The sequence below is a fragment of the Enterococcus sp. DIV1206 genome (assembly GCF_051712485.1).
GTDB lineage: Bacteria > Bacillota > Bacilli > Lactobacillales > Enterococcaceae > Enterococcus > Enterococcus faecalis.
This window is the reverse complement of record NZ_JBIOOZ010000001.1, coordinates 2,766,539-2,785,687: the sequence shown is the minus strand read 5'-3', so window position 1 is coordinate 2,785,687 and position 19,149 is coordinate 2,766,539. Positions and strand designations below refer to the sequence as shown.

The following is a 19,149-nucleotide window of genomic DNA, read 5'->3' as shown; positions in this document are numbered from 1 at the left end:
TAACCATTTTCTCTTTTCGCTTTGAGATTTCCTAAGACATGGCTCCTTATAGTTCTGTATTTCTGATTTCTTCAAGTAACTTCATGGTCTCAACTTGTTTATCTGACTTAGCGTGACCATAAACGTTGCGTGTAATATTGGATGTTTCGGCATGGCCCACAAGTGATTTGATAACTAATTCATCGATACCCTCGTTGAGAAGGTCAGAAACGAAGGTGTGGCGTAGTCCATGAGGAACAATATGTGGTAGACCATACTTCCTTTCTAGGGCATTGAGTTTATTGTTTAAATAGTCGGGATGGAGTGGTTGATTTAATTCGCCTTTTTGGGTGGTATAGGTGAAAAGCAATTGATGTTTTCCTGGGTGAATTCCAAACCTTGCCAAGTTATTACGTTGTTCTTCTTGCCAGCATTGGAGGAGGTGGCAGAGAGAATCGCTGATAGGGACAGTCCGGTAGCGGTAATTATTTTCATGCCTTTTTGTCGAACTCTCTTGCCAGTATTCTCGTCTATCACCAATTTATGGGTCATGGAGATGGTTTGTTGGTCAAAGTCAACATCAGACCATGCTAGTGGATAAATCTTTCCTTTTGCTGCTCCTAGATAGTAGGTCAAGGCTAGGAGAACGTATTCTTGCATTCCATAATGTTGTTTCGTAAGCTCTAGCGATTGTTTGACTACTTCCACCGGGTAATACTTTTTCTGCCGTCTCTCTTCCTTTTTACGTTTGAGTTCTTCGTTGACGGGCATTTCAAGAAAGTCGTAAGGGTTCTTCTCAATATATCCTTTAAGCAGCGCGTATTTCATGACTTGTTTAGTATAGGCAACGAGCTTTTTATAGCTTGCGTAAGGTTTCATGCCTTTTTCTTTATCACCGAAAGCCCAAATGATTTGTGTATCTTCTAATAAATCGTAACTGACGTTCTTAATTTTGGTCTTACCTAGGTAGGGAAGAATTTGCAAGCGAAAAGCAGATTCTGTTCTTTCCAGTGTTGTTGGTTCATGGTGGCGAGTAATGGTATATTTTTTTGCCCACCATGTCTTGTAGACTTCCTCGAAAGTGTAGTCTCCTTTTCGTTTCTTGATTTCCCCTTTTAACTTTTTTAGCTTTGCTTCCGCCTCCTCAATTTCAGCATCATGTTTACTATCCGCATAAGCGATATAGCGTGGGACATCTGATCCTATGTAAACATTTATCTTCCAACGTCCGTTTTCCATTTTTTGTATTGCCATAAGTTTCCTCACTTTCATTTTTGATAGGTAGCTTGTAGAGCAAGTACGTTCTTGCTCGCACTAAGTCTACCGCATGATGGTTTGTTATTCCGCTAGTTTAAATCAGGGTGGCTACGCATCCATTTATCTAATTCTCGTCTATCATAACGAATTGTGTTAAAGATACGAATTTCAGGTAACCCATAAAATTTCACCCATGAAGATAAGGTATTGTGAGCAATACCAAGATATTCAGCGGCTTCTTTTTTGTTTAGATAAGGATGATTCCCTTCATAACTAGCTTTGGCATTTTCGATGCCGTTTAAAACTGCTGCCATTACATTTTGCATAATCGCTTCTCGTTCTTCGTGTGCTAACATCACTTTCAACTTTCCAATCGCTTGCTATTACTGGTTTTCTGCCACTTTTTTGGCGGATTTGGTGAAATCTATCCCCATGTTATCAATTGGGGGTTTCTGGGTGAGGAAGGAGACCTGCCTCACCCACCGTTCCCGTCGGAGGAGACCTCCTATGGTCACTACGCCACTGCTGTTCGCTCGGGCTTGTATGCCCTCGCCCCAAGGAAACCTTGGTCAGGTGGCGTTATAATTTTGCGTGGTATTTCCGCTTCATTCAATTGTCAAAGTACTGAAATTTGTCGGCCGAGTATTCCCGAATTAAAGTGCCTCTGAAATTTTTGACGAATTATGACGGAAAATGTTATCATGGAGTATCAAGAAATGGAAATGAGCAAAAAGATGTTCAAACAAATTACAGACAAAGATAAAGCAATTGGTAGAAATATCAAAAATATTCGTTTAGATAGAGGAATGACACAAGAGGAATTTTCCAAGTTGTTTGATCCATCCCCTGGTACAAGTGTGATTTCAAAGTGGGAACGTGGGGCTACAGTCCCCAGTCCCCAACGCTTGAAACGACTAGCTGAAATTGCAGAAACGACAGTGGAGGAAATTCTCACTCCACCATCACAGAATCAATACACTGGGGCTCTCGCGAATGTTATGGCTTATTACGAGGATAATAAGAGTGAGATACCAAATGATTTAACTAATGCATATTTGTTACAGAAAATTTTTGTTCGATATTTACAAATTGCAAAGTCAAAAGACAAAGAGTATTTGACCGCCTTCGAGGATTTGCTTCACGCTCTGGACCAAGGAACGAGTCGAGAATATTTTGAAATGTTTGGGAAGAACCACCAAGCTGCTAGAGAAGCGATTGAGGAGACAGTGGTGCAGTCGCTAGCTAAATTAGAGATTGGAATTGAAATGAAAAAATGGTAACCTTTATTTATAAGCAATCATATTTTCTGGACTATTCTGAATTAAACATATTTCTCAGTTCGGGCTGTGGAGAAAGCAGTTTTTTTAAGTGATGGTATAATTAGATTAAGATTGATTTGCTAGAAATTATATATTCCAGGAAATCGTCCTTTATTGAAGGTATGGGCGGTGTTAGCATGAGTGAAAATCTAGATTCGATAATTAACTTTATAAACGATAATTTTTTATATGGAAGCAGGCAAAGTATAAGAGTTATTGAAAATTTGCTATTCGAGTATCCAGTCTTTGATGATGAAAAAAAGCAAGTTTTCGATGAAATTGAGTCGCTTAATATTGAGCTGGTTTATTCAAAGCAGTCTTTAAGAGAACAGATAAAACAATTATTTGATTTGATTGGTGCAAAAAAGAGTGTGAATAAATCAAGCTTATTGTCTTGGTTTATGTCGAAGAATATTGGAAATGAGTTACAGGAAAAAATAACTGAGCAGTTAGTTAAGAACGGCTACGAAGTTATTGTAGACAAGCCGAAAAGCGAAAATGATGAATTTGATTTCCTTGATGATGATGATTACGATTTAGATGCTCTTTTAGATGATAGATTATTTCAAGAGGAAGTTGCAAGCTATCAAGATGTAATTGACAAGAGCAAAAATTTCGAGTATTTATCTGTCCTTCACTCCGATAGAGGGAAAGGGGACGTGGATAATGCATTATCAAATCTTGTTGAAGCTAATAGCAAACTTGTTTGGAAGATTGTAATGAAATACAAAACGTTTTCCACTGCTGGATTAGACGTTAATGATATGTATCAGGCAGGCGTTCAAGGGTTATTGAAGGCGGCAAAGAAATTTGACCTAAGTAAAGGAAATCAATTTTCAACTTATGCCACATGGTGGATTAGACAAGGGATTACTAGAGAAATATACGATCATGGAACGACTATCCGTATCCCTGTTCATATGAGAGAAAGGATTAATAAACTAGCAAGTATTCAGCGGGAATTTTGGCACGATTTTGGTAGGAATGCAACTGATAAGGAACTCTCGGAATTAATGAGTTTACCTGAAGAAAAAATAATCGAAGCAAAGCACAACATGGACTTAGCAAATCTAACAACAAGTCTAGATGTTCCAATTGGTGCTGAAGAAACGAGTTACCTAGGAGATTTCATTTCGGATGACAAGACTAATTCGCCAGGAGATGAAGTTGAAAGGGAAGCATTAAAGAGTGAAATTACTGAAATAATGGAAGATTGTTTGACACCACGAGAGATGAGGGTTTTGTCTCTCCGTTTTGGATTAGTGGATGGGAAAACGTACACTCTTGAGAATATAGGTGAATTAGAAAAAGTTACGAGAGAAAGAATACGACAGATTGAATCGAAGGCTCTTCGGAAGTTAAGAAGGAATCATATTTTAGAAAGGTTAAGAGATTTTTATGAGGATTGAACAGCAAATAAATAAAAAAATAGAAGAAATAACGGAAGGTGTGATAAGTCCAATTGTTATTTTGAGAGGGCTACCAAGTGCTGGGTTGGACAAAAAGGACAAATATTTTAGTTTTACTTTAGAAAATATCGATTTGCTTAACATAGATATTTATCGCGAACGAGTTACCGATGAGATTATAGATAATAGAGGCTTTAATTCAAGATATAAATGGATGACGATGGAGGAGTATTTCCTCTTTGCTGAACAGGCTAACATAAATAAAAATCCCATCGTGATTTTAGGAAACAATTTATATGATAAGCAATATCCCTATCAAGGGACTATATCGAATATCGAAAATGTGTACCATTATCTCTACTATCAAGAAGATAACGAGCTTGAACCAGATCAGGAAAAACTGCTAACGAACGTTTCACTCTTTTATGGGAAAATAGACTTTTCGAAAGAAAGCGGGAAGTACTATGTTACATATCCTGAATTAGGTGCAAAAGTAGAACAATACTATTTATTTGATGAAATACCTAAGGAAGTTGTTTTTAGCGAGGATATTCCGAAAAAAGACTTACTTCGAATTGAATTATCAGAAGATGAACTTCCATTTTTAGATATGGAAGAAAAAATTCTTGAAAATGATAGGGATCAGAATATACTTCTGGTCCTATCAGGAAATCCAGAAAGCTTGCCAAATAGATATCTGGAAAGGTTGAATATACTAGATAAAATTTCTAGCATAAATATATTTTTCGCGACTCAATCAATTAGAAGACAAGTAATTGAAAATGAAGAAGCTTATATTAAAGTTCTAAAAGATGTTTATGGATATGACACGTATCGAAATATATCATTCTATAAAAATATTGAAGAACACAACAAAGAGACAGTTGAAATATCGCAAGCTCAGATAATTGACGATATTGTGATTCAAGCGGAAAAAGCTATGCATGGGGAACCATTTCGTGACGTTTATATAACAGCGTCGACTGGTGCTGGGAAATCTGTAATGTTTCAGATTCCTGCACTTTATCTAGCAGAAAAGTATAAGGATGATAAACCTTTAACTTTGGTGATTTCTCCTTTGATTGGTTTGATGAATGATCAAGTTGATAATATGAGGCAAAGAGGTGTGAGGACTTCAGCGACAATCAATGGGAATACCCCACCATTTGAAAAGGAGAGAGTTCTAGAAAGAGTTCAAAAACAAGAAATCGATGTATTATATCTTTCACCTGAGACTCTTCAAGCTAGAAGTGACATAAAAATGCTGATTGGAGAACGTAATATAGGTGTAGTCATCATAGATGAAGCTCATATTGTTACGACATGGGGGAAATCATTTAGGGCTGATTATTGGTATCTTGGAATATACTTGGCAAAACTTAGAAAGGAATACAAATTCCCTATTGTTACTTTTACAGCAACAGCGATATATGGCGGTAAAGAAGATATGTACCTTGACACGAGAAATAGTCTAAATATGATTAGTCCAATCTCATATTTTGGAGATGTGAGGCGTGATGATATCTTAATGAAAGTCAAGAACAGTGAAAAAGAGCTAGACGTAGAGGGAAGGGACTATAGAAAGACTAAAAATACATTAGCGTTAAGGCATATTTTGAATGCCGAAAAAAAGGGACAAAAATCCCTTCTGTATTTTCCTACAGTGAGGTTGTTAATCGATTTTTATAATTTTATTACACAAAACGCTCCAGAGATGGCAGCGAAAACAGGTAAGTATTATGGTACGCTCCAAAAGGAAGAAAAAGATGAAGTTTTATCAGAATTCAAGAGGGGGGAGCTTCAGTTCGTATTGGCTACGAAGGCTTTTGGAATGGGAATTGATATCCCTGATATTACAAATGTCTATCATTATGCACCAACTGGAAATGTTGTCGATTACATTCAAGAAATTGGTCGTGCTGCTCGAGACCGTGAGAGAGTACCACATGGTTTTGGAGTAATTGACTTTTTACCTCGTGATATGAATGAAGTTAAACAATTGCATGGTATGTCCGCAATACGAAAGAATCAGATATTGGAAGTAATGCGAAAAGTACTCTCTGTCTATAAAGAAAAAGGCAATAATCGTAATTTAATTATTAGTCCCGAAGACTTTAAATATATCTTTGTTCAAAACAAGCGTGATGAAGACTCTTTGGATAACAAGGTAAAAACCGTTCTGCTGATGATAGAAAAAGACTTCTCCTCTCCAAATAAGTTAGGGTATTCGCCATTTGTGGCACGGCCACGGAGTTTATTTGGTAATGATTTGATTTTTGTAACGTCAGATGTAGAAAAAAATTTTGTAAATTCTCGATTGGGAAAGTATTTTTCTAAAATTAGTGATGTTGAAAGTAAAACATTTTCGGCGATATATCAAGTGAATCTTAGCGGAATTTGGGAAAAATACTATAAGAAGATGTCTTTTCCAAGTTTTAAATTCTCATTATTTAATGCAGAGGAAAGAGAGAAATTACAGGATAAGAAGCTTTTTGAAAAATTTTCCTTCGCCTCTGGTGTTGAAGTTAGATTATCCAACGAAGAAAATACGGTTGAAAACATTTTGGCTGAATATCGAATTATTCTTCAGGTTTTTGAAAGATTCATTAACGAAACAAGAGTATCTGGAAAATTTTTTGATGTGATTAACTTAGGGAGTTACCTACAAAAGAATTTAAAAATAGCAGATAAGTTCGAGGCAAGGGCCTTTGCTCAAACACTAATTAATTCTTCGTTTGAATTTTCAAAAATAAAAGAAGTTAAATTTATAGCTGAAAGAACTAATGCTGGAGATGTATCGAGTTACATTATTCATCAAGATGGGGATATGTTCACCTCATTTATAATGAGAGAATTGAAAAATGCTCTTCAACCAAAAGAAAACTTTGTTATGGGCAAAGATGAAATTACCTCGTTTAATTATAGGTCTCGAGGTGACGAAATTGATGCGAAAATTGCAGCTTTGGGTATAGGTGAAGCGCGAAAGCTTTTGAGTTTTCAAGTTATTGGGGGCAATAATCCACAAATCTACTTGCGAATGAACTCGGTGTATCCTTTAGAGAGAGCTATTAAGCAAGGCGATTTTTATCAGAATATTATTTTACAGGATGTTCAAACCAAACATTATTCTAGCGTGGAAATGTTGAAATTTTTATTTACGAAGAAACAGTCGGGGAATTCTCCTAAAGAAAAAATATTGTCGTACTCAAAATGGTTTTGGGATAATATAGAAAATTATTTTATGGGAATACTTCCAAATGAAGTGAAAGCGACTCTCACGAAAGATAGAGGAGAGAGAGGGTAAGTAAAATTTTTGAAAGGGTTCACGTAATTTATGCCTTGGTTTTGAAGCTAAAAATTGGTCTCTAAACTTAATCTCGAGGATATATTGTTTGTGATGATCCCCTATCAATAATCAGAGAGATGACCATAAAAATACGAATAGAAAATCAGTAGTAGAAAAAGGGGAAAATATATGGATTTGAAATACGTGCAATTTGAACCAGAAGGGCAGTTTTTGGATAGAAAACGTGCCAACATCAAGCCAATCCAGGTGGCAGAGCATATTTCAGCTTTTGCGAATGCTGAGGGTGGTACACTTGTCATAGGGATTGAAGATGATGGTGAAGTGACCGGGTTTAAGATGGGGAACACTAAGAAAATTGAAGAATATATTGAAGCACCAATGGATTTCCTCAGTCGTTTGCCAAAGTATAGTTATGAACGAATGCCTGTGAAAAATGCCAAGGGAGAGGATGATGAGGTTCTGATCTTTACGATTGAACCAAATTACTCGGCCATGGTGGGGCTGAAGAACGAACAAGTATATCTCTGAATTAATGATAAGTCGAAAAAATTGACCCATAGTCAAATCACAGACTTGGAATATGACCGAGGATTTAGGAAGTTTGAGAGGAGTTAGTGGAATATTCCTCGATTGAAGATGTGAACGAAGAAGTGGTTGAAGAGTTTCGTCAGCTGCTGGGAACCACTGTTCCAACTGAAAAGTTATTGAAAGCAAGAGGATTTCTTCGAGATGATAAGCTAACGGTAGCTGGCTTGCTACTTTTCAGTGATAATGTGACTGCTTTTATGCCAAGTGCTCGTATTCGTTTCATGCGCTATGAAGGGGTAAAGGCGGAATCAGGGTCACGCCTAAATATCGTCAAAGATGTCACATTTGATAAGGCACTTCCGGTTGCTATTCGTGAGGCTAAGGAGTTCATCAAAATTCAACTTCGTGATTATACATTTCTTGGCAAAGATGGTAGGTTTGTCACCCTTACCGAGTATCCTGAATATGCTTGGTTTGAAGGGATGATTAATGCTATCATCCACCGCCGTTATGATTATGAAGGCGACCATATTCGGATTAAGATGTTTGATGACCGTTTGGAAATCTTTAGTCCCGGTGAATTGCCAACATTTGTGACACTTAATAACATGAAAGAGAAACGTTGGTCTAGGAATCCAAAAATTGCTGCCACCCTCACTCAGTACAAGTGGGTTCGTGAGTCAAATGAGGGAGTTGGACGTATCTATGATGAAATGGCGGATTACTTTTTGGAACCACCGATTTATGAAGAACCAGGTGGTGTTGTAGTCCAATTAACTTTGAAGAATAATATTGTTGCTAGGAAAGAACGAGAAACTGGTCGAGTAAGTGAACTGGTGACTAAAGAGTTGTTTGACGGGCTTAATGAGCATGAGGAAGCAATTGTTCGCTATTTATATAATTCTGGTGATTTGACACCAAATGAGATTGATGAATTGATTGGAAGAAGTAGGAGAATTACCCAAAAAGTGATGAAAGGACTTGTTGAAAAAGGGATTGTAATTATGCATGGTACTGGGCCGAGAGATCCTAAAAAACGTTATTCACTTAACAAGTAGGGTATCAAGTAGGCGAGAGGAAATGCTAGAATTTCATGCTGGAATGCATATTTAGCGGTGTTTATAGTTGTATCAAGTAGCTTTAAAGTAACTCCCTAGTAGGTATCAAGTAGGTTCCTAGTGTCTCAATTTCAGAGCATGTTGAAAAAGCCAATCAGTGATTGGCCAATTGATGCCGTGATAGATTATATAAAACACCAGACACTGTCTGGCGAATTTGAATTAAAGAGGATAACATAAAACGTATTCTTACGTTATCCCCTGATTTGGTAACGAATCTTGGTAACGAACCACTGAAATGTGACGAAATTGAGTGAACGTTCAAAATCCAGTAATCCCGTCAGATTAACAAAGCTGACACCTCATGAAATCCACTTTCACCCATGGGGTGTCAACCAGGTCTTAAAAAAGCTCGTAAAGCTTCACAGTTCTCAAAACGTTAATTATTTGGAGTCGTTGCGAACGTGTTCGCTTACGAAAACAATCTGGGACGAAGATTTCCTTGGGAATCGAGTGCCACTCAATTATCATTTTGAAAGACACTTTCCAATTTGGAAAGTGTCTTTTTTTGTTGTAGTAATTACAGTGTTATTTCTGCTATACAAGTCTTATAGGCTGATTACACGCTTATCTTTATTACCAATAGAATGACGGAGCCTGATTTCAAAATTATACGCCTCCTAAAAATACACTTATGCAGAGGATAAATTTCTTTTTAATTAATTTTCTAATTTTGTTTACTTGTATATTTTTCTATTTAACTTTCATTAACAACGAATATATCCTCAATCCTCACATGGAAAAATTTAGCAATCCTAAAAGCTAATAATAAAGAAGGGTTATAGCGATTTTTTTCTAATTGAAGAATGGTTTGTCTCGAAACACCGACCTTTTCTGCAAGTTCTTGTTGAGTCATACGATGAATTGCTCTGTATACATGGATAGAACTGACGAAATTTTCTTTTTCTACTTTACTCATAAATACACTCCTTTTATATAAAATGCATGTCTATACGAACAACACTATAAAAATAGTTTACTATACGATGTTTATATAGACAACAGTTAGAAAGGAGAAAATGACTATGAGTCAAGAAAAAACATCGGTTAAAGTAGAAGTATTGATCAATGACTTACTAGCTGAAAGAAATATGTCTCTGAGAGAATTAGCGAGATTATCAGGTATTGAACCATCTAATCTCAGTAATCTTGCGAATGGCAAGCGAAAAAGAATCTATTTGGAACACATTGAACGTATTGCAGATGCTTTGGAGATTGATGATATATCCCGTATTATGAAGATTTCAAAAAAATGATTTGATATACTGAATAATTTGTTTAGGAGAAATAATATTGAAGAATTTAAAAATATTTGATACATATACACGCAGAGAAGTATATGAGATTTTTGATGGAATAACGCCGTTTACACCAGGAGCAGGAACTTGGGGGATTCATGGCATTGTAAAAATACCTAATAGAAAAAAAGATTATGTCTTGTTTGTAACTTTTGGTCAGAAGGGGTTCGGATTAGAATTTAAAGAGAGTCTTACGGTGGACGGAATTTTAAAATGGCAATCACAACCTAAACAAACAATACAGAATAAGCAAATTCAAGATTTTATTAATCATGATTATTTAAAAAGTAATATTTATCTGTTTCTGAGATGTAGAAAGAATAGTAAATCTGGTATAGAACCGTTTACTTATTTAGGAAGATTAGCATATCTTAACCACGATATTAATTTAGAGAAACCAGTTCACATCAATTGGCAAATTATTGACTGGGAAGTTCCAAATGAATATGTTCTTAATAGAATAGGACTAACTTTAACACTTGAAGTAGAGGATGAGAAATATACTATAGCAGAAGATAGTGAAGAGTACAATTATAGAAAACGCAAAGGTAGAATTGATTATGTAGCCCAAAATAAGAGAAATAGAGAATTAGGGTTGCAAGGAGAATTATTTGTGTTCCAGCTGTTGAAAAAAGAATTAGTGCAAGCAGAGAAACCTGAATTAGCAGAAAAAATGATTCATGTTTCTATAGTTGAAGGAGATAGCGCTGGTTTTGATATACTTACATTTGATTTAAAAGGGAATCCAATATATGTGGAAGTAAAAACTACAACTGGTGGAAAACACTCGCGTTTTTTTATTTCGTCAAATGAATTAGCATTTTGTGAAAGCAATCCAGAAAAGTATAGATTAGTTCGAGTGTACAATTTTAATCCAAATACAGAGAATGGTGATATTAGGATATACAATGGTATGGAATTAAATAACTTTACTATGGAGCCTGTGAATTATCAAGTTAAATTTTGATAGATTAAAGGACAAAGAACGTAAGTTTATTTTCTTACGTTCTTTGTCTTGTTTTCATATTATATTTTGCAATTCATCACCAATACGTTTAACAATCTCAGTAACTAAAGCGTTCCCCATGAAGAACATTCGCATACGATCTGATACTTCTACAACTTCTCCGCTACTTAGCTTTTTATATTTTGTCCAATCAGGTGGAAAATCTTGCAATTTTTCTGCTTCTATAGGAGTTATTAATCGATATTTACCGTCAATATTTAGGAGGTGAGTAGATCTATTTACACTACCTTCAGAAGTTAGCATTGTACGTCCAGGCAAATCTAAATCATCGTATGGAGACATACCTCCTTCAGAAAAGATATACGTATGTCCTTCCGATGTTGTCCGTTCGATACGTTTAGGTCCACGTAAATATTGGAATTTTTTTAATTTGTCGGTATCTTTTAAGAAATATTTTTCGGGAACTTCATTGTTTGGTTGAATGATTTCTTTTAAAGGAATCGGTTTTTCGTCGCCTTTAGGCTCTGTATCTACAGTGTAATATCTCCCGTAACGCATAATACCAGTATTCCAAACTTTTCCAGAAAAATTGTCTGAAACTTCAACTATATCTTCCGGTAATTCATAGAAGGCTTCACGATTTTTTACTGGTTGTTGGAGAATAGGAAATTGTTTGGCGAATAGTCCGTCTTTAAAAAGATAATTATCATATCGGCGTTCTTCAGTGAATATATCTAATGTAGAGGTGCCTTCAAATTTTTCATCAATTTTTTTTGCAAAATTAGTGTCATTTCGATAGACAAAAAAGAAAACGCGCCGTCTTCTTTGACTACGACCATAATCAGCAGCGTTTATTACACGCCATTCTACAGAATATCCCAATTCATTAAAAGAGGCTAACATAATAGCGAAATCACGCCCTCTTTGCTTAGATGGAGATTTTAATAAACGATCAACATTTTCTAAAATTAAATACTGTGGGCGGATATGTTTGGTTGCACGAATAATTTCCCAAAATAATACGCCTTTTTTACCTTCAATACCCATTTCGTGTTTTTTACTACGTGCTACAGAATAATCTTGGCAAGGAAATCCACCAACAATAATATCAGCATCCATTGATTCAAATTCTTCATTTGTGATGGTTTCGATATTTTTATTTATGTTGAGACTATTCGGATAATGAAAATTATATACTTCAAAAGCATCTTGGGATTTTCTTGAAGGTTCCCATTGATTAGACCATTTTGTTATATATAAATCTGGGTTAGACTTTTCAAGACCTACGCGAAATCCACCTACTCCAGCGAATAATTCTAATACTTTTAATTGTTTGCTCATTATACGAACATCCTTTCGGTTTAACTGTTTACTATTATACACCAAAAATAAAAAAAGATCAAGATCGAAATTCAAGTGATATAATAATATATGTAAAAAAAATAGAAATTTTTGGGGTATTTGATTTTTTGAAAGAAAAGGTGGGGATTATGTGGATAGAAGCTTACACACATTTAAGAAAGAAGAATTAATTACAATTTTAAACAGCGCAGTAGGGAAAACTTTAGGTGAAGTAGACAAGAACAATGTTTTTTATCGTACAATAAAGCATCCGAAGATTACGGGAATTGCAGGAGATGTAATTGAGCAATCAGTTTTAGGTTATCCCGCAGATTCATCCAAGAACCCGGATTTACTTGTAGACGGATTAGAAGTAGAGCTAAAAACAACAGGTATTCGGAAATCAAAGAAGAAACAAGGTATGTACGAAGCGAAAGAACCAATGTCAATAACTGCTGTATCTCCTAAACTTATCATCTCTGAAGAATTTCATAATTCTCATTTTTGGAAAAAACTGAAAAGGTTGTTATTAGTTTATTACTTGTATGATGCAGAAGGAACTGTGCCAGCGGCGGATTACGCAATGTTTCCTATTAAAGGTTTTGATTTTAATGAATTTGATAAAGAAACTCAGGAAAAATTACGTAATGATTGGACTTTAGTACGAAATTATTTAAGGAAGGCACAAAATGATGCGAATCCAGAGAAACATTATCCAATGCTATCTTCAACATTAAGGTCAGAGCTAATGTTAATTGATACCGCTCCTAAATGGCCTAATCCTCCTCGTTTTAGATTGAAGAGAACTGCTGTGTCAACTCTTGTTCAGAAACATTTTGGTAGCGAACTTGAAGAACTTCCTGAAGAGTTCAACACTTTTAAGAAACTAGATAAACAATTAAGAGAGTTTACAAGAAAGTACAAACGAATGACAGTTAGAGACTTGATGTTAGAATTAAACATCCCTATCAATTTAAATTCTAAACAAGATGTTGCAAAGTCTGTAACGGAGCAAATTGTTACGCATATGTTTGGGGCGAAATCAAAAAAAATGAGTAAAATTGATTTGTTTAGTGAGATTGGATTAGTGGGTAAGACAATTACTCAAACGAATACAGGGAACCGAACCGAGGATACTAAGATGTCCCCAGTAGATTTTGATGAATGGTTAAATACAAATCAAACATTTGAGGAATCTACTGTTTATGCAGATTTTAGTGAACAACAATTTTTATTTATTATATTTGAAGAAAAATCAAATAAACAAAAATTGCTGGATAAAGAGTTTTTAGGGTTTAAACGTCTATCATTTAATGAAGAGTTTATTGAAAATGAAGTGAAACCTGTATGGCAAATAGTTCGCAATCTTATACAAAAAAAGGAATTAGTTGAAATAGAAGAAACTGATAAGTATGGTAATGTTAAACTGAATAAAAATGGAACAAAAAAAACGTCAATCAATTTTCCAAAAGCAAAAGAACACGCAGTTTTCTTTAGAGGTTCTGGTGCGGATTCTAAAGACAAGCCAGTGACTATTAATGGAATATCGATGTATCGTCAAAACGTTTGGGTAAAAGGTTCAGTATTAGTGGAGATGTTAAATGAATTACCATTTCTATAACTTAAAAATGGGAAACAACTATCCAACAAGTCGAAAAACAAGACAAAGAGGGTAAGAAAAAAAGCGTCATTAAATTAGACTTTACCTTAGAAACACCTGTAGAACCAAATATGTATGAATTTTTAACGCAGAATACAAACTAAAAAAGCCACTTTCCTCTGGAAAGTGGCTTTTCCCATCCCCTCTCACCGAGAAGACAAAATTTCATAAATCACATAGAGTTCCCAGTTGGAAATCTCTATTCGATAAAACTGTTCTAGGGTATAGAAAATGTTTTTAGCATTTTGGAAAAATGGTTTTTGGTTAATGGTTAGTTCCTCGAGGTTAGCAGGGATTTCATAGTCTTCAACGCCGAGCATTGTCCGCTCTACCATGAGCGCGTTGTGCATCATTAAGTTAAATTTCATTTTGCCGCTGAGTGTGAGGTCGAAACGTTTTTCAATGTTTTTTGTAACGTTTTCGACTTGTTTAATAATGACGTCAGGATTAAGAAATTCTAGTTTTTCTGACAAGCCTTCTTTCGAGAAGAAGTGAACAAACTCGTTAATCATGCTATCAATGTTATTGGGATGCATCAAGTTTTGGAAAGGTTCCATCAACTGGGTTCCTGCATCTTCGTCTAACATGTCTAAGAGGTTCACGCTAGCAACATTCGTATGATTATCTAAGTAGGACGTCGTCAAAATGAGCGAGGTTTCTTTTAAATAATTTTCTTCGGCGTTGGCAATGTCTAACGTGTTCACCAAATCTTTGTATTTTAGAGTAATGACTTTAATGTCAGTATACAGGTATTTTTGACAGATTTGTTTGATTTGCTTGGCAATATCCAGACCTGAAATACTAGAGACAATGATATTTTTTTCTACTGAAAAGCCTTCAAAGTACTGTACATCAGTTTTAAATTTTTTTTCAGCGGTTTTAGCAATACCATAGAAAAGTTGTTCGTTCATTAATTGATGACCAATTTCCAACGCATAGGCAGTGGTCAGGTTGTTGATCACCAAGAGTTCTCCAAGAATTTGCGGTTTCAAACTTTTATAAAGTTGTGTCAGGGAACCCATATCGACGAGCATAATGACGCCTTGTGATGTGTCCCGCTGAGAAAGCCAGTCTTTAACTTCGGCGACGATATCTCGGACGGAGGAGGTTAAGGGCATGTTAATCGCATCGAAAATATAGGTACCACATAATTTGTTGGCAACGGCTTGAATACTTGTGGCAGTCGATTCACCATGCGCCACGAGGAGCGCTTGGTAAGGAATCGTTTCAGAAATTTCCCCGCTGAGTAATACAGATAAGAGTACCTCTGTCAAGAAACGGTATTCTTCTGGCAGCGGACTGACTAAGTTTTTCACGAGGGAAACCGTTCGCGGATAGTGTTCTTTTAACTGTGTTTGGACTGGAAAAAGCACTGTTTCGTTAAATGTTGGCGGTAAAATTTTCAGCAATTTGGCAACATCTTTCATCGGTTTTTCAGTTTGTTCAGGTTGGTTAATAATTAGTTTGTTTTTGGTTTGGACTTCCGTGACTAGGTTTTGTAAAAAATAATCATTTTCCAAGGTTATTTCATCGTCTAAACAATATTTAATGAATTGTGTCAGTTCAGTTTTTAAGTGGGCCAGTGTTTTTTCTTTTGTAAATAAGGCTTCAAATGTTGCGAAAATATCGGAAGAAAGTGTGTCTTCTTCTAACACTTCTTTGTCTAAAGGAATCGTAATCATTGGTTGAGTCGCATCGCCAATGACGACGGGTTGATTGGGCAAAGTTTTTCGTAATTGCGACGCGCAAAGGAGCTGCACTTTGTTGGATAAACTTCCCACGTTACCAGGTTCGTCATTTTCTAATAATGCCGTAAAGATTTCTTCGTCCACGTTGATGTCTTTGGTCATTCGTTTCGCTTCTCGGTGGAATAAGTTTTTCAAAATCGCAATCCGTTCTCGAATGGGGCGCTCTTTGAAGTTCGGAAGTGAGACGATTACGGAAATTCGGCGATAAAAGGTTGGTAATAAGACTTTTTTCGGGTTTTCGGTGGTCGCAAATAGTAGCCGGACCTTGGAATGGACCATTTTTCCTTCTTCACCAATGGGGCGGAAGGTTCCTGTATCCATAAACTGAAAGAGTTTTTCTTGGTTTTCGTTGGATAATCGATGTACTTCATCTAAAAAGAGTACGGAATTATTGGCTTGGGCCAAGAGTCCTTGCTTTTCTGATTCAGCTCCAGTAAATGCGCCTTTGGTATGGCCGAAGAGAATGGATGACAGTAATTCGGGATTGTTGGCATAATCGGCACAGTTAAAGGTGTAGAATTTTTCCAGGCCAATGATTTGTTCATTTTTCAGATACTCATAAATCAACTTTGCCAAAAAGCTTTTGCCGACGCCACTGGCTCCATGGATTAATAAAGGCATACCCAATGGGGGATACAACATAGCGGCTTTGCATTGTTCAATGGCTTTTTTGGCGCTGCCTTGGCTACCGATGTATTGTCGAAACACATCGGTCGTAGGGGTTGTTGCACGGGTTAATTGCCAATAAACGGGTTTTTTTCCCGTTTGTTGGACTTCACCTTTTTCCAATAATTTATTTAAGTATAAGCTGGTTACCGAGCGGCTTAATTGAATTTTTGTGGCAATTTCTTGTGTGCTCATCGGGGTGTTGCTGGTTTCTAAAATATCAACTAAGTGTTGGTAGGTCTCCAAGCGCATGATTCATCGTCCTTCCAAAAGAGAGGTCGGGACAGGGGTTGCTTCTGTTCCCGCCGTTTATCAGCTTTTAAGCCTGAGATAAAAATCACTTTGGATTTTTGTCTCAGGCTCTAAGTGTTTAATAATTAAATGTTTATTGTTTCAATTTTAACAGATGCCTAGTAATCCTAGCAAGATGCCTAAGAACATGATGCCAAACATCACCACGTTAACATTGACTTTTTTGCGTAATAGCCAGAAAGCAAGTAACGTCACGGCTAATGGTACGATACCGACGAATAGTTGATCCAAATAGTCTTGGATTTTAACTACGTCTTCGCTTCCTTTAACGGAAACTTCAAGAATCGTTTTGAATTTTACATTTGAAGCAGTCATACTGCCCATCATCATTAAGCCTAGCATACTCGATACTTTTGTGAGTATCTTCATTCCGCCTGATTCGTACATTTTTTGGATAAAACTTTCACCGATTGAGTAGCCGCTATACAACGCATAATAGTGAATTAAGAACGCAGGGACGTTGTATAAAAGTAAGAAGACAATCGCCCCTAATGGCGAACCAGTGCTGGCTAATGAAATCCCAATACCGGCAGCAATAACACGTAAGATGCCCCAGAAGAAGGAATCACCGATGCCTGAAAGTGGCCCCATTAGTGAGGCTTTAACTGCTGTAATAGAGCTAGCATCAAAGTTTTCGTCTTCACTGTTTTGTTTTTCCATCGAAGCAACGAGCCCCATGATGAAGTTATTGATATGCATGGTTGCATTGAACCAAGTGGTGTGACGCACCAATGCCTCGGCCCGTTCTTCCTTGGTTTTATAAAAACGATTGATAACTGGGAGTAAAGTGTACATGACACCCACTGCGTGGTATTGTGTAGCTCCTGTCCGGCTAGCGTTCATCGTCCAAGAACGCCAGAAAACAGAGCGCATCATTTTTTTTTCTTCTTTAGATAAATTCTCTTTTAACTTCATGCGAAAAAGTCCTCCTCTTCGATTTCTTTCGCGCTGCCTTCAACCGCAGAAGACGCCGCAGGTTTTCTTTTTAGAATGTCGCGAAATTCTACATCCCGTTGGGCACTCACGACACAAATTACTGTCCCGATGACCGCCACCGCAACGGCTGGTAATTGTAGGTACGCGGTTAAAACAAAGCCTAAAATGTAAAAGACGGCCAATTTATTATCCCATAATAGTTTCATTAACATAGCAAACCCAACGGCAGGTAAAAGTCCGCCAGCTGCGCTTAAGCCGTTCATCAAATTTTGTGGAATGCTTTCAACAAACAGATTTACTGGCCCGCTTCCTGCTAAAATTCCGATAAATGAAATCGAAGCGATGATTAAATAATAAATGATCCACGTTCCGTAATGCAGTGTTACAACCATTTTTTGGTTGCCTTCACGTGCTGCTTTGTCAAGAGAAGGAGCAAAGATATTCATAAAGACATTTTTTAAAAACATCACCACGAAAGCGGCTAACATCCCAATTGGTACGGCTAACGTCATGGCGGCTTTTTGTTCGACATTTGAAATAATTGCAAACGTTGTGGCTAAAGTAGTCGCAGTTACAGGTTCCGCTGCGATAACACCACCGATATTAACATTTCCTAAGAAATTGCTTCCAGAGAGGCTCCCATTAGAACCCCTGTTTTCATGTCGCCCATTAAAATTCCTGTGACTAATCCAACGACTAAGGGACGTTCCATCATACTTTGACCAGTTAAATAATTCCCAGCAAAACAGATAAATACAGCTAAGGCTGCCATTGTTGCATGCATAAGCATTGTTCATTTCCTCCTTTTAATTGACGGCTTGTTTTAGACTTAATTTTGAGTTGGTTGGTAGGACTTGGTTATAGCTTTCCACATGAGTCAAACTGGCTAATTCTTTGGCAGCTTCTAACTCTTCAGGGTTTAATTGGACACTTGGGAAAACCATTGTTTTGGTGGATGGATCTGATTTATCAAAGCGGCCAGCGTTGGCAACATTCACACTTTCAATATCTGTCACGTTTTTCGCAATTTTAGTAGCATCCGCTACACTGTTCACAATTACAAAAATTCGTTTGTCTTTACCACGAGGATCATTAAAGACATCAATCGCATCATCAACTGAGCGAATTAATAGTTTCATGCCATTAGGGACAGCCATTTTTAACGTCATTTGCATTACTTCGTTTTTGGCTGCTTCATCATTCGCTACAACTAATAAGGGGGCATTCAATTCTTTGGTCCAAACTACGGCTACTTGGCCGTGAATTAATCTGTCGTCTACTCGTACTTGTGTAATCATTTTAAT

At 36.6% G+C, this 19,149-nt stretch carries 15 protein-coding genes and 2 pseudogenes; 8 read left to right on the top strand and 9 right to left on the bottom strand.

Features of this window, described 5'->3' with window-relative positions; all coding sequences use genetic code 11:
• Nucleotides 1-46: 46 nt before the first annotated feature.
• The 3 genes and pseudogenes from IGK86_RS13785 to IGK86_RS13775 all read right to left on the bottom strand — a co-directional run.
• Nucleotides 47-400: pseudogene (locus tag IGK86_RS13785) on the bottom strand (tyrosine-type recombinase/integrase); the annotation flags it as partial.
• Complete coding sequence (locus IGK86_RS13780; RefSeq protein ID WP_258150174.1) at nucleotides 313-1,233, bottom strand: site-specific integrase; 921 nt, start codon at nucleotides 1,231-1,233, stop codon at nucleotides 313-315. The gene IGK86_RS13780 and the pseudogene IGK86_RS13785, both read right to left, overlap by 88 nt.
• A 92-nt stretch (nucleotides 1,234-1,325) precedes the next feature.
• Nucleotides 1,326-1,592, bottom strand: a complete 267-nt coding sequence (locus IGK86_RS13775; protein ID WP_010818594.1) for a helix-turn-helix domain-containing protein — start codon at nucleotides 1,590-1,592, stop codon at nucleotides 1,326-1,328.
• Between the two features lie 345 nt (nucleotides 1,593-1,937).
• On the opposite strand from IGK86_RS13775, the gene IGK86_RS13770 reads away from it, so the two are divergent.
• The 5 genes from IGK86_RS13770 (at nucleotide 1,938) to IGK86_RS13750 (ending at nucleotide 8,857) form a co-directional block, all read left to right on the top strand.
• Entirely contained in the window at nucleotides 1,938-2,516 is a 579-nt protein-coding gene (locus IGK86_RS13770) for a helix-turn-helix domain-containing protein (RefSeq protein ID WP_258150173.1), read from the top strand.
• A 176-nt stretch (nucleotides 2,517-2,692) separates the two neighbouring features.
• The gene (locus tag IGK86_RS13765; RefSeq protein ID WP_033627738.1) at nucleotides 2,693-3,964 is read left to right on the top strand and encodes a sigma-70 family RNA polymerase sigma factor; all 1,272 of its coding nucleotides are present in this window, start codon (nucleotides 2,693-2,695) and stop codon (nucleotides 3,962-3,964) included.
• Nucleotides 3,954-7,268 (top strand): DEAD/DEAH box helicase, encoded by a 3,315-nt coding sequence (locus tag IGK86_RS13760; protein WP_016616563.1) that lies wholly within the window; start codon nucleotides 3,954-3,956, stop codon nucleotides 7,266-7,268. Before IGK86_RS13765 ends, IGK86_RS13760 begins: the two co-directional genes overlap by 11 nt.
• 171 nt (nucleotides 7,269-7,439) lie before the next feature.
• Nucleotides 7,440-7,799 (top strand): AlbA family DNA-binding domain-containing protein, encoded by a 360-nt coding sequence (locus IGK86_RS13755; RefSeq protein ID WP_010818590.1) that lies wholly within the window; start codon nucleotides 7,440-7,442, stop codon nucleotides 7,797-7,799.
• A gap of 86 nt (nucleotides 7,800-7,885) precedes the next feature.
• Nucleotides 7,886-8,857: an ATP-binding protein gene (locus tag IGK86_RS13750; RefSeq protein ID WP_438742581.1), complete on the top strand. Its 972-nt coding sequence runs from the start codon at nucleotides 7,886-7,888 to the stop codon at nucleotides 8,855-8,857.
• A gap of 757 nt (nucleotides 8,858-9,614) precedes the next feature.
• Here IGK86_RS13750 and IGK86_RS13745 read toward each other — a convergent pair.
• Nucleotides 9,615-9,836: a helix-turn-helix transcriptional regulator gene (locus tag IGK86_RS13745; protein WP_002419650.1), complete on the bottom strand. Its 222-nt coding sequence runs from the start codon at nucleotides 9,834-9,836 to the stop codon at nucleotides 9,615-9,617.
• A 100-nt stretch (nucleotides 9,837-9,936) separates the two neighbouring features.
• Between IGK86_RS13745 and IGK86_RS13740 the strand changes: the two genes are divergently transcribed.
• Both IGK86_RS13740 and IGK86_RS13735 read left to right on the top strand, forming a co-directional pair.
• Nucleotides 9,937-10,173 (top strand): helix-turn-helix domain-containing protein, encoded by a 237-nt coding sequence (locus tag IGK86_RS13740; protein ID WP_016616566.1) that lies wholly within the window; start codon nucleotides 9,937-9,939, stop codon nucleotides 10,171-10,173.
• Between the two features lie 37 nt (nucleotides 10,174-10,210).
• On the top strand, nucleotides 10,211-11,182 hold the full coding sequence (locus IGK86_RS13735) for a DUF3427 domain-containing protein (RefSeq protein ID WP_010818586.1): 972 nt from the start codon (nucleotides 10,211-10,213) through the stop codon (nucleotides 11,180-11,182).
• Between the two features lie 54 nt (nucleotides 11,183-11,236).
• Here IGK86_RS13735 and dcm read toward each other — a convergent pair whose 3' ends face one another.
• Nucleotides 11,237-12,523, bottom strand: a complete 1,287-nt coding sequence (gene dcm / locus IGK86_RS13730) for a DNA (cytosine-5-)-methyltransferase (RefSeq protein WP_025193924.1) — start codon at nucleotides 12,521-12,523, stop codon at nucleotides 11,237-11,239.
• A 151-nt stretch (nucleotides 12,524-12,674) separates the two neighbouring features.
• Between dcm and IGK86_RS13725 the strand changes: the two genes are divergently transcribed.
• On the top strand, nucleotides 12,675-14,144 hold the full coding sequence (locus tag IGK86_RS13725; protein WP_016617420.1) for a MutH/Sau3AI family endonuclease: 1,470 nt from the start codon (nucleotides 12,675-12,677) through the stop codon (nucleotides 14,142-14,144).
• Nucleotides 14,145-14,329: 185 nt separating this feature from the next.
• Here IGK86_RS13725 and IGK86_RS13720 read toward each other — a convergent pair whose 3' ends face one another.
• From IGK86_RS13720 to IGK86_RS13705, 4 genes and pseudogenes are all read right to left on the bottom strand, one after another.
• Nucleotides 14,330-16,849, bottom strand: a complete 2,520-nt coding sequence (locus IGK86_RS13720; RefSeq protein ID WP_016617419.1) for a sigma 54-interacting transcriptional regulator — start codon at nucleotides 16,847-16,849, stop codon at nucleotides 14,330-14,332.
• Nucleotides 16,850-16,996: 147 nt separating this feature from the next.
• The gene (locus IGK86_RS13715) at nucleotides 16,997-17,824 is read right to left on the bottom strand and encodes a PTS system mannose/fructose/sorbose family transporter subunit IID (protein WP_002360964.1); all 828 of its coding nucleotides are present in this window, start codon (nucleotides 17,822-17,824) and stop codon (nucleotides 16,997-16,999) included.
• Nucleotides 17,821-18,635, bottom strand: a pseudogene (locus IGK86_RS13710) (PTS mannose/fructose/sorbose/N-acetylgalactosamine transporter subunit IIC). The gene IGK86_RS13715 and the pseudogene IGK86_RS13710 overlap by 4 nt, the downstream one beginning before the upstream one ends.
• 16 nt (nucleotides 18,636-18,651) lie before the next feature.
• Nucleotides 18,652-19,143, bottom strand: coding sequence for a PTS system mannose/fructose/N-acetylgalactosamine-transporter subunit IIB (locus tag IGK86_RS13705; protein ID WP_002372712.1), 492 nt, complete (start codon nucleotides 19,141-19,143; stop codon nucleotides 18,652-18,654).
• Nucleotides 19,144-19,149 lie beyond the last annotated feature (6 nt).

What these genes read in the sequence shown, in the direction of transcription:
- IGK86_RS13765 (WP_033627738.1), top strand. Translation starts at nt 2,693, where the DNA reads ATGAGTGAAAATCTAGATTCGATAATTAACTTTATAAACGATAATTTT.
- IGK86_RS13720 (WP_016617419.1), bottom strand. Translation starts at nt 16,849, where the DNA reads ATGCGCTTGGAGACCTACCAACACTTAGTTGATATTTTAGAAACCAGC.
- IGK86_RS13770 (WP_258150173.1), top strand. Translation starts at nt 1,938, where the DNA reads ATGGAGTATCAAGAAATGGAAATGAGCAAAAAGATGTTCAAACAAATT.
- IGK86_RS13755 (WP_010818590.1), top strand. Translation starts at nt 7,440, where the DNA reads ATGGATTTGAAATACGTGCAATTTGAACCAGAAGGGCAGTTTTTGGAT.
- IGK86_RS13715 (WP_002360964.1), bottom strand. Translation starts at nt 17,824, where the DNA reads ATGAAGTTAAAAGAGAATTTATCTAAAGAAGAAAAAAAAATGATGCGC.
- IGK86_RS13760 (WP_016616563.1), top strand. Translation starts at nt 3,954, where the DNA reads ATGAGGATTGAACAGCAAATAAATAAAAAAATAGAAGAAATAACGGAA.
- dcm (WP_025193924.1), bottom strand. Translation starts at nt 12,523, where the DNA reads ATGAGCAAACAATTAAAAGTATTAGAATTATTCGCTGGAGTAGGTGGA.
- IGK86_RS13740 (WP_016616566.1), top strand. Translation starts at nt 9,937, where the DNA reads ATGACTATGAGTCAAGAAAAAACATCGGTTAAAGTAGAAGTATTGATC.
- IGK86_RS13745 (WP_002419650.1), bottom strand. Translation starts at nt 9,836, where the DNA reads ATGAGTAAAGTAGAAAAAGAAAATTTCGTCAGTTCTATCCATGTATAC.
- IGK86_RS13780 (WP_258150174.1), bottom strand. Translation starts at nt 1,233, where the DNA reads ATGGCAATACAAAAAATGGAAAACGGACGTTGGAAGATAAATGTTTAC.
- IGK86_RS13705 (WP_002372712.1), bottom strand. Translation starts at nt 19,143, where the DNA reads ATGATTACACAAGTACGAGTAGACGACAGATTAATTCACGGCCAAGTA.
- IGK86_RS13775 (WP_010818594.1), bottom strand. Translation starts at nt 1,592, where the DNA reads ATGTTAGCACACGAAGAACGAGAAGCGATTATGCAAAATGTAATGGCA.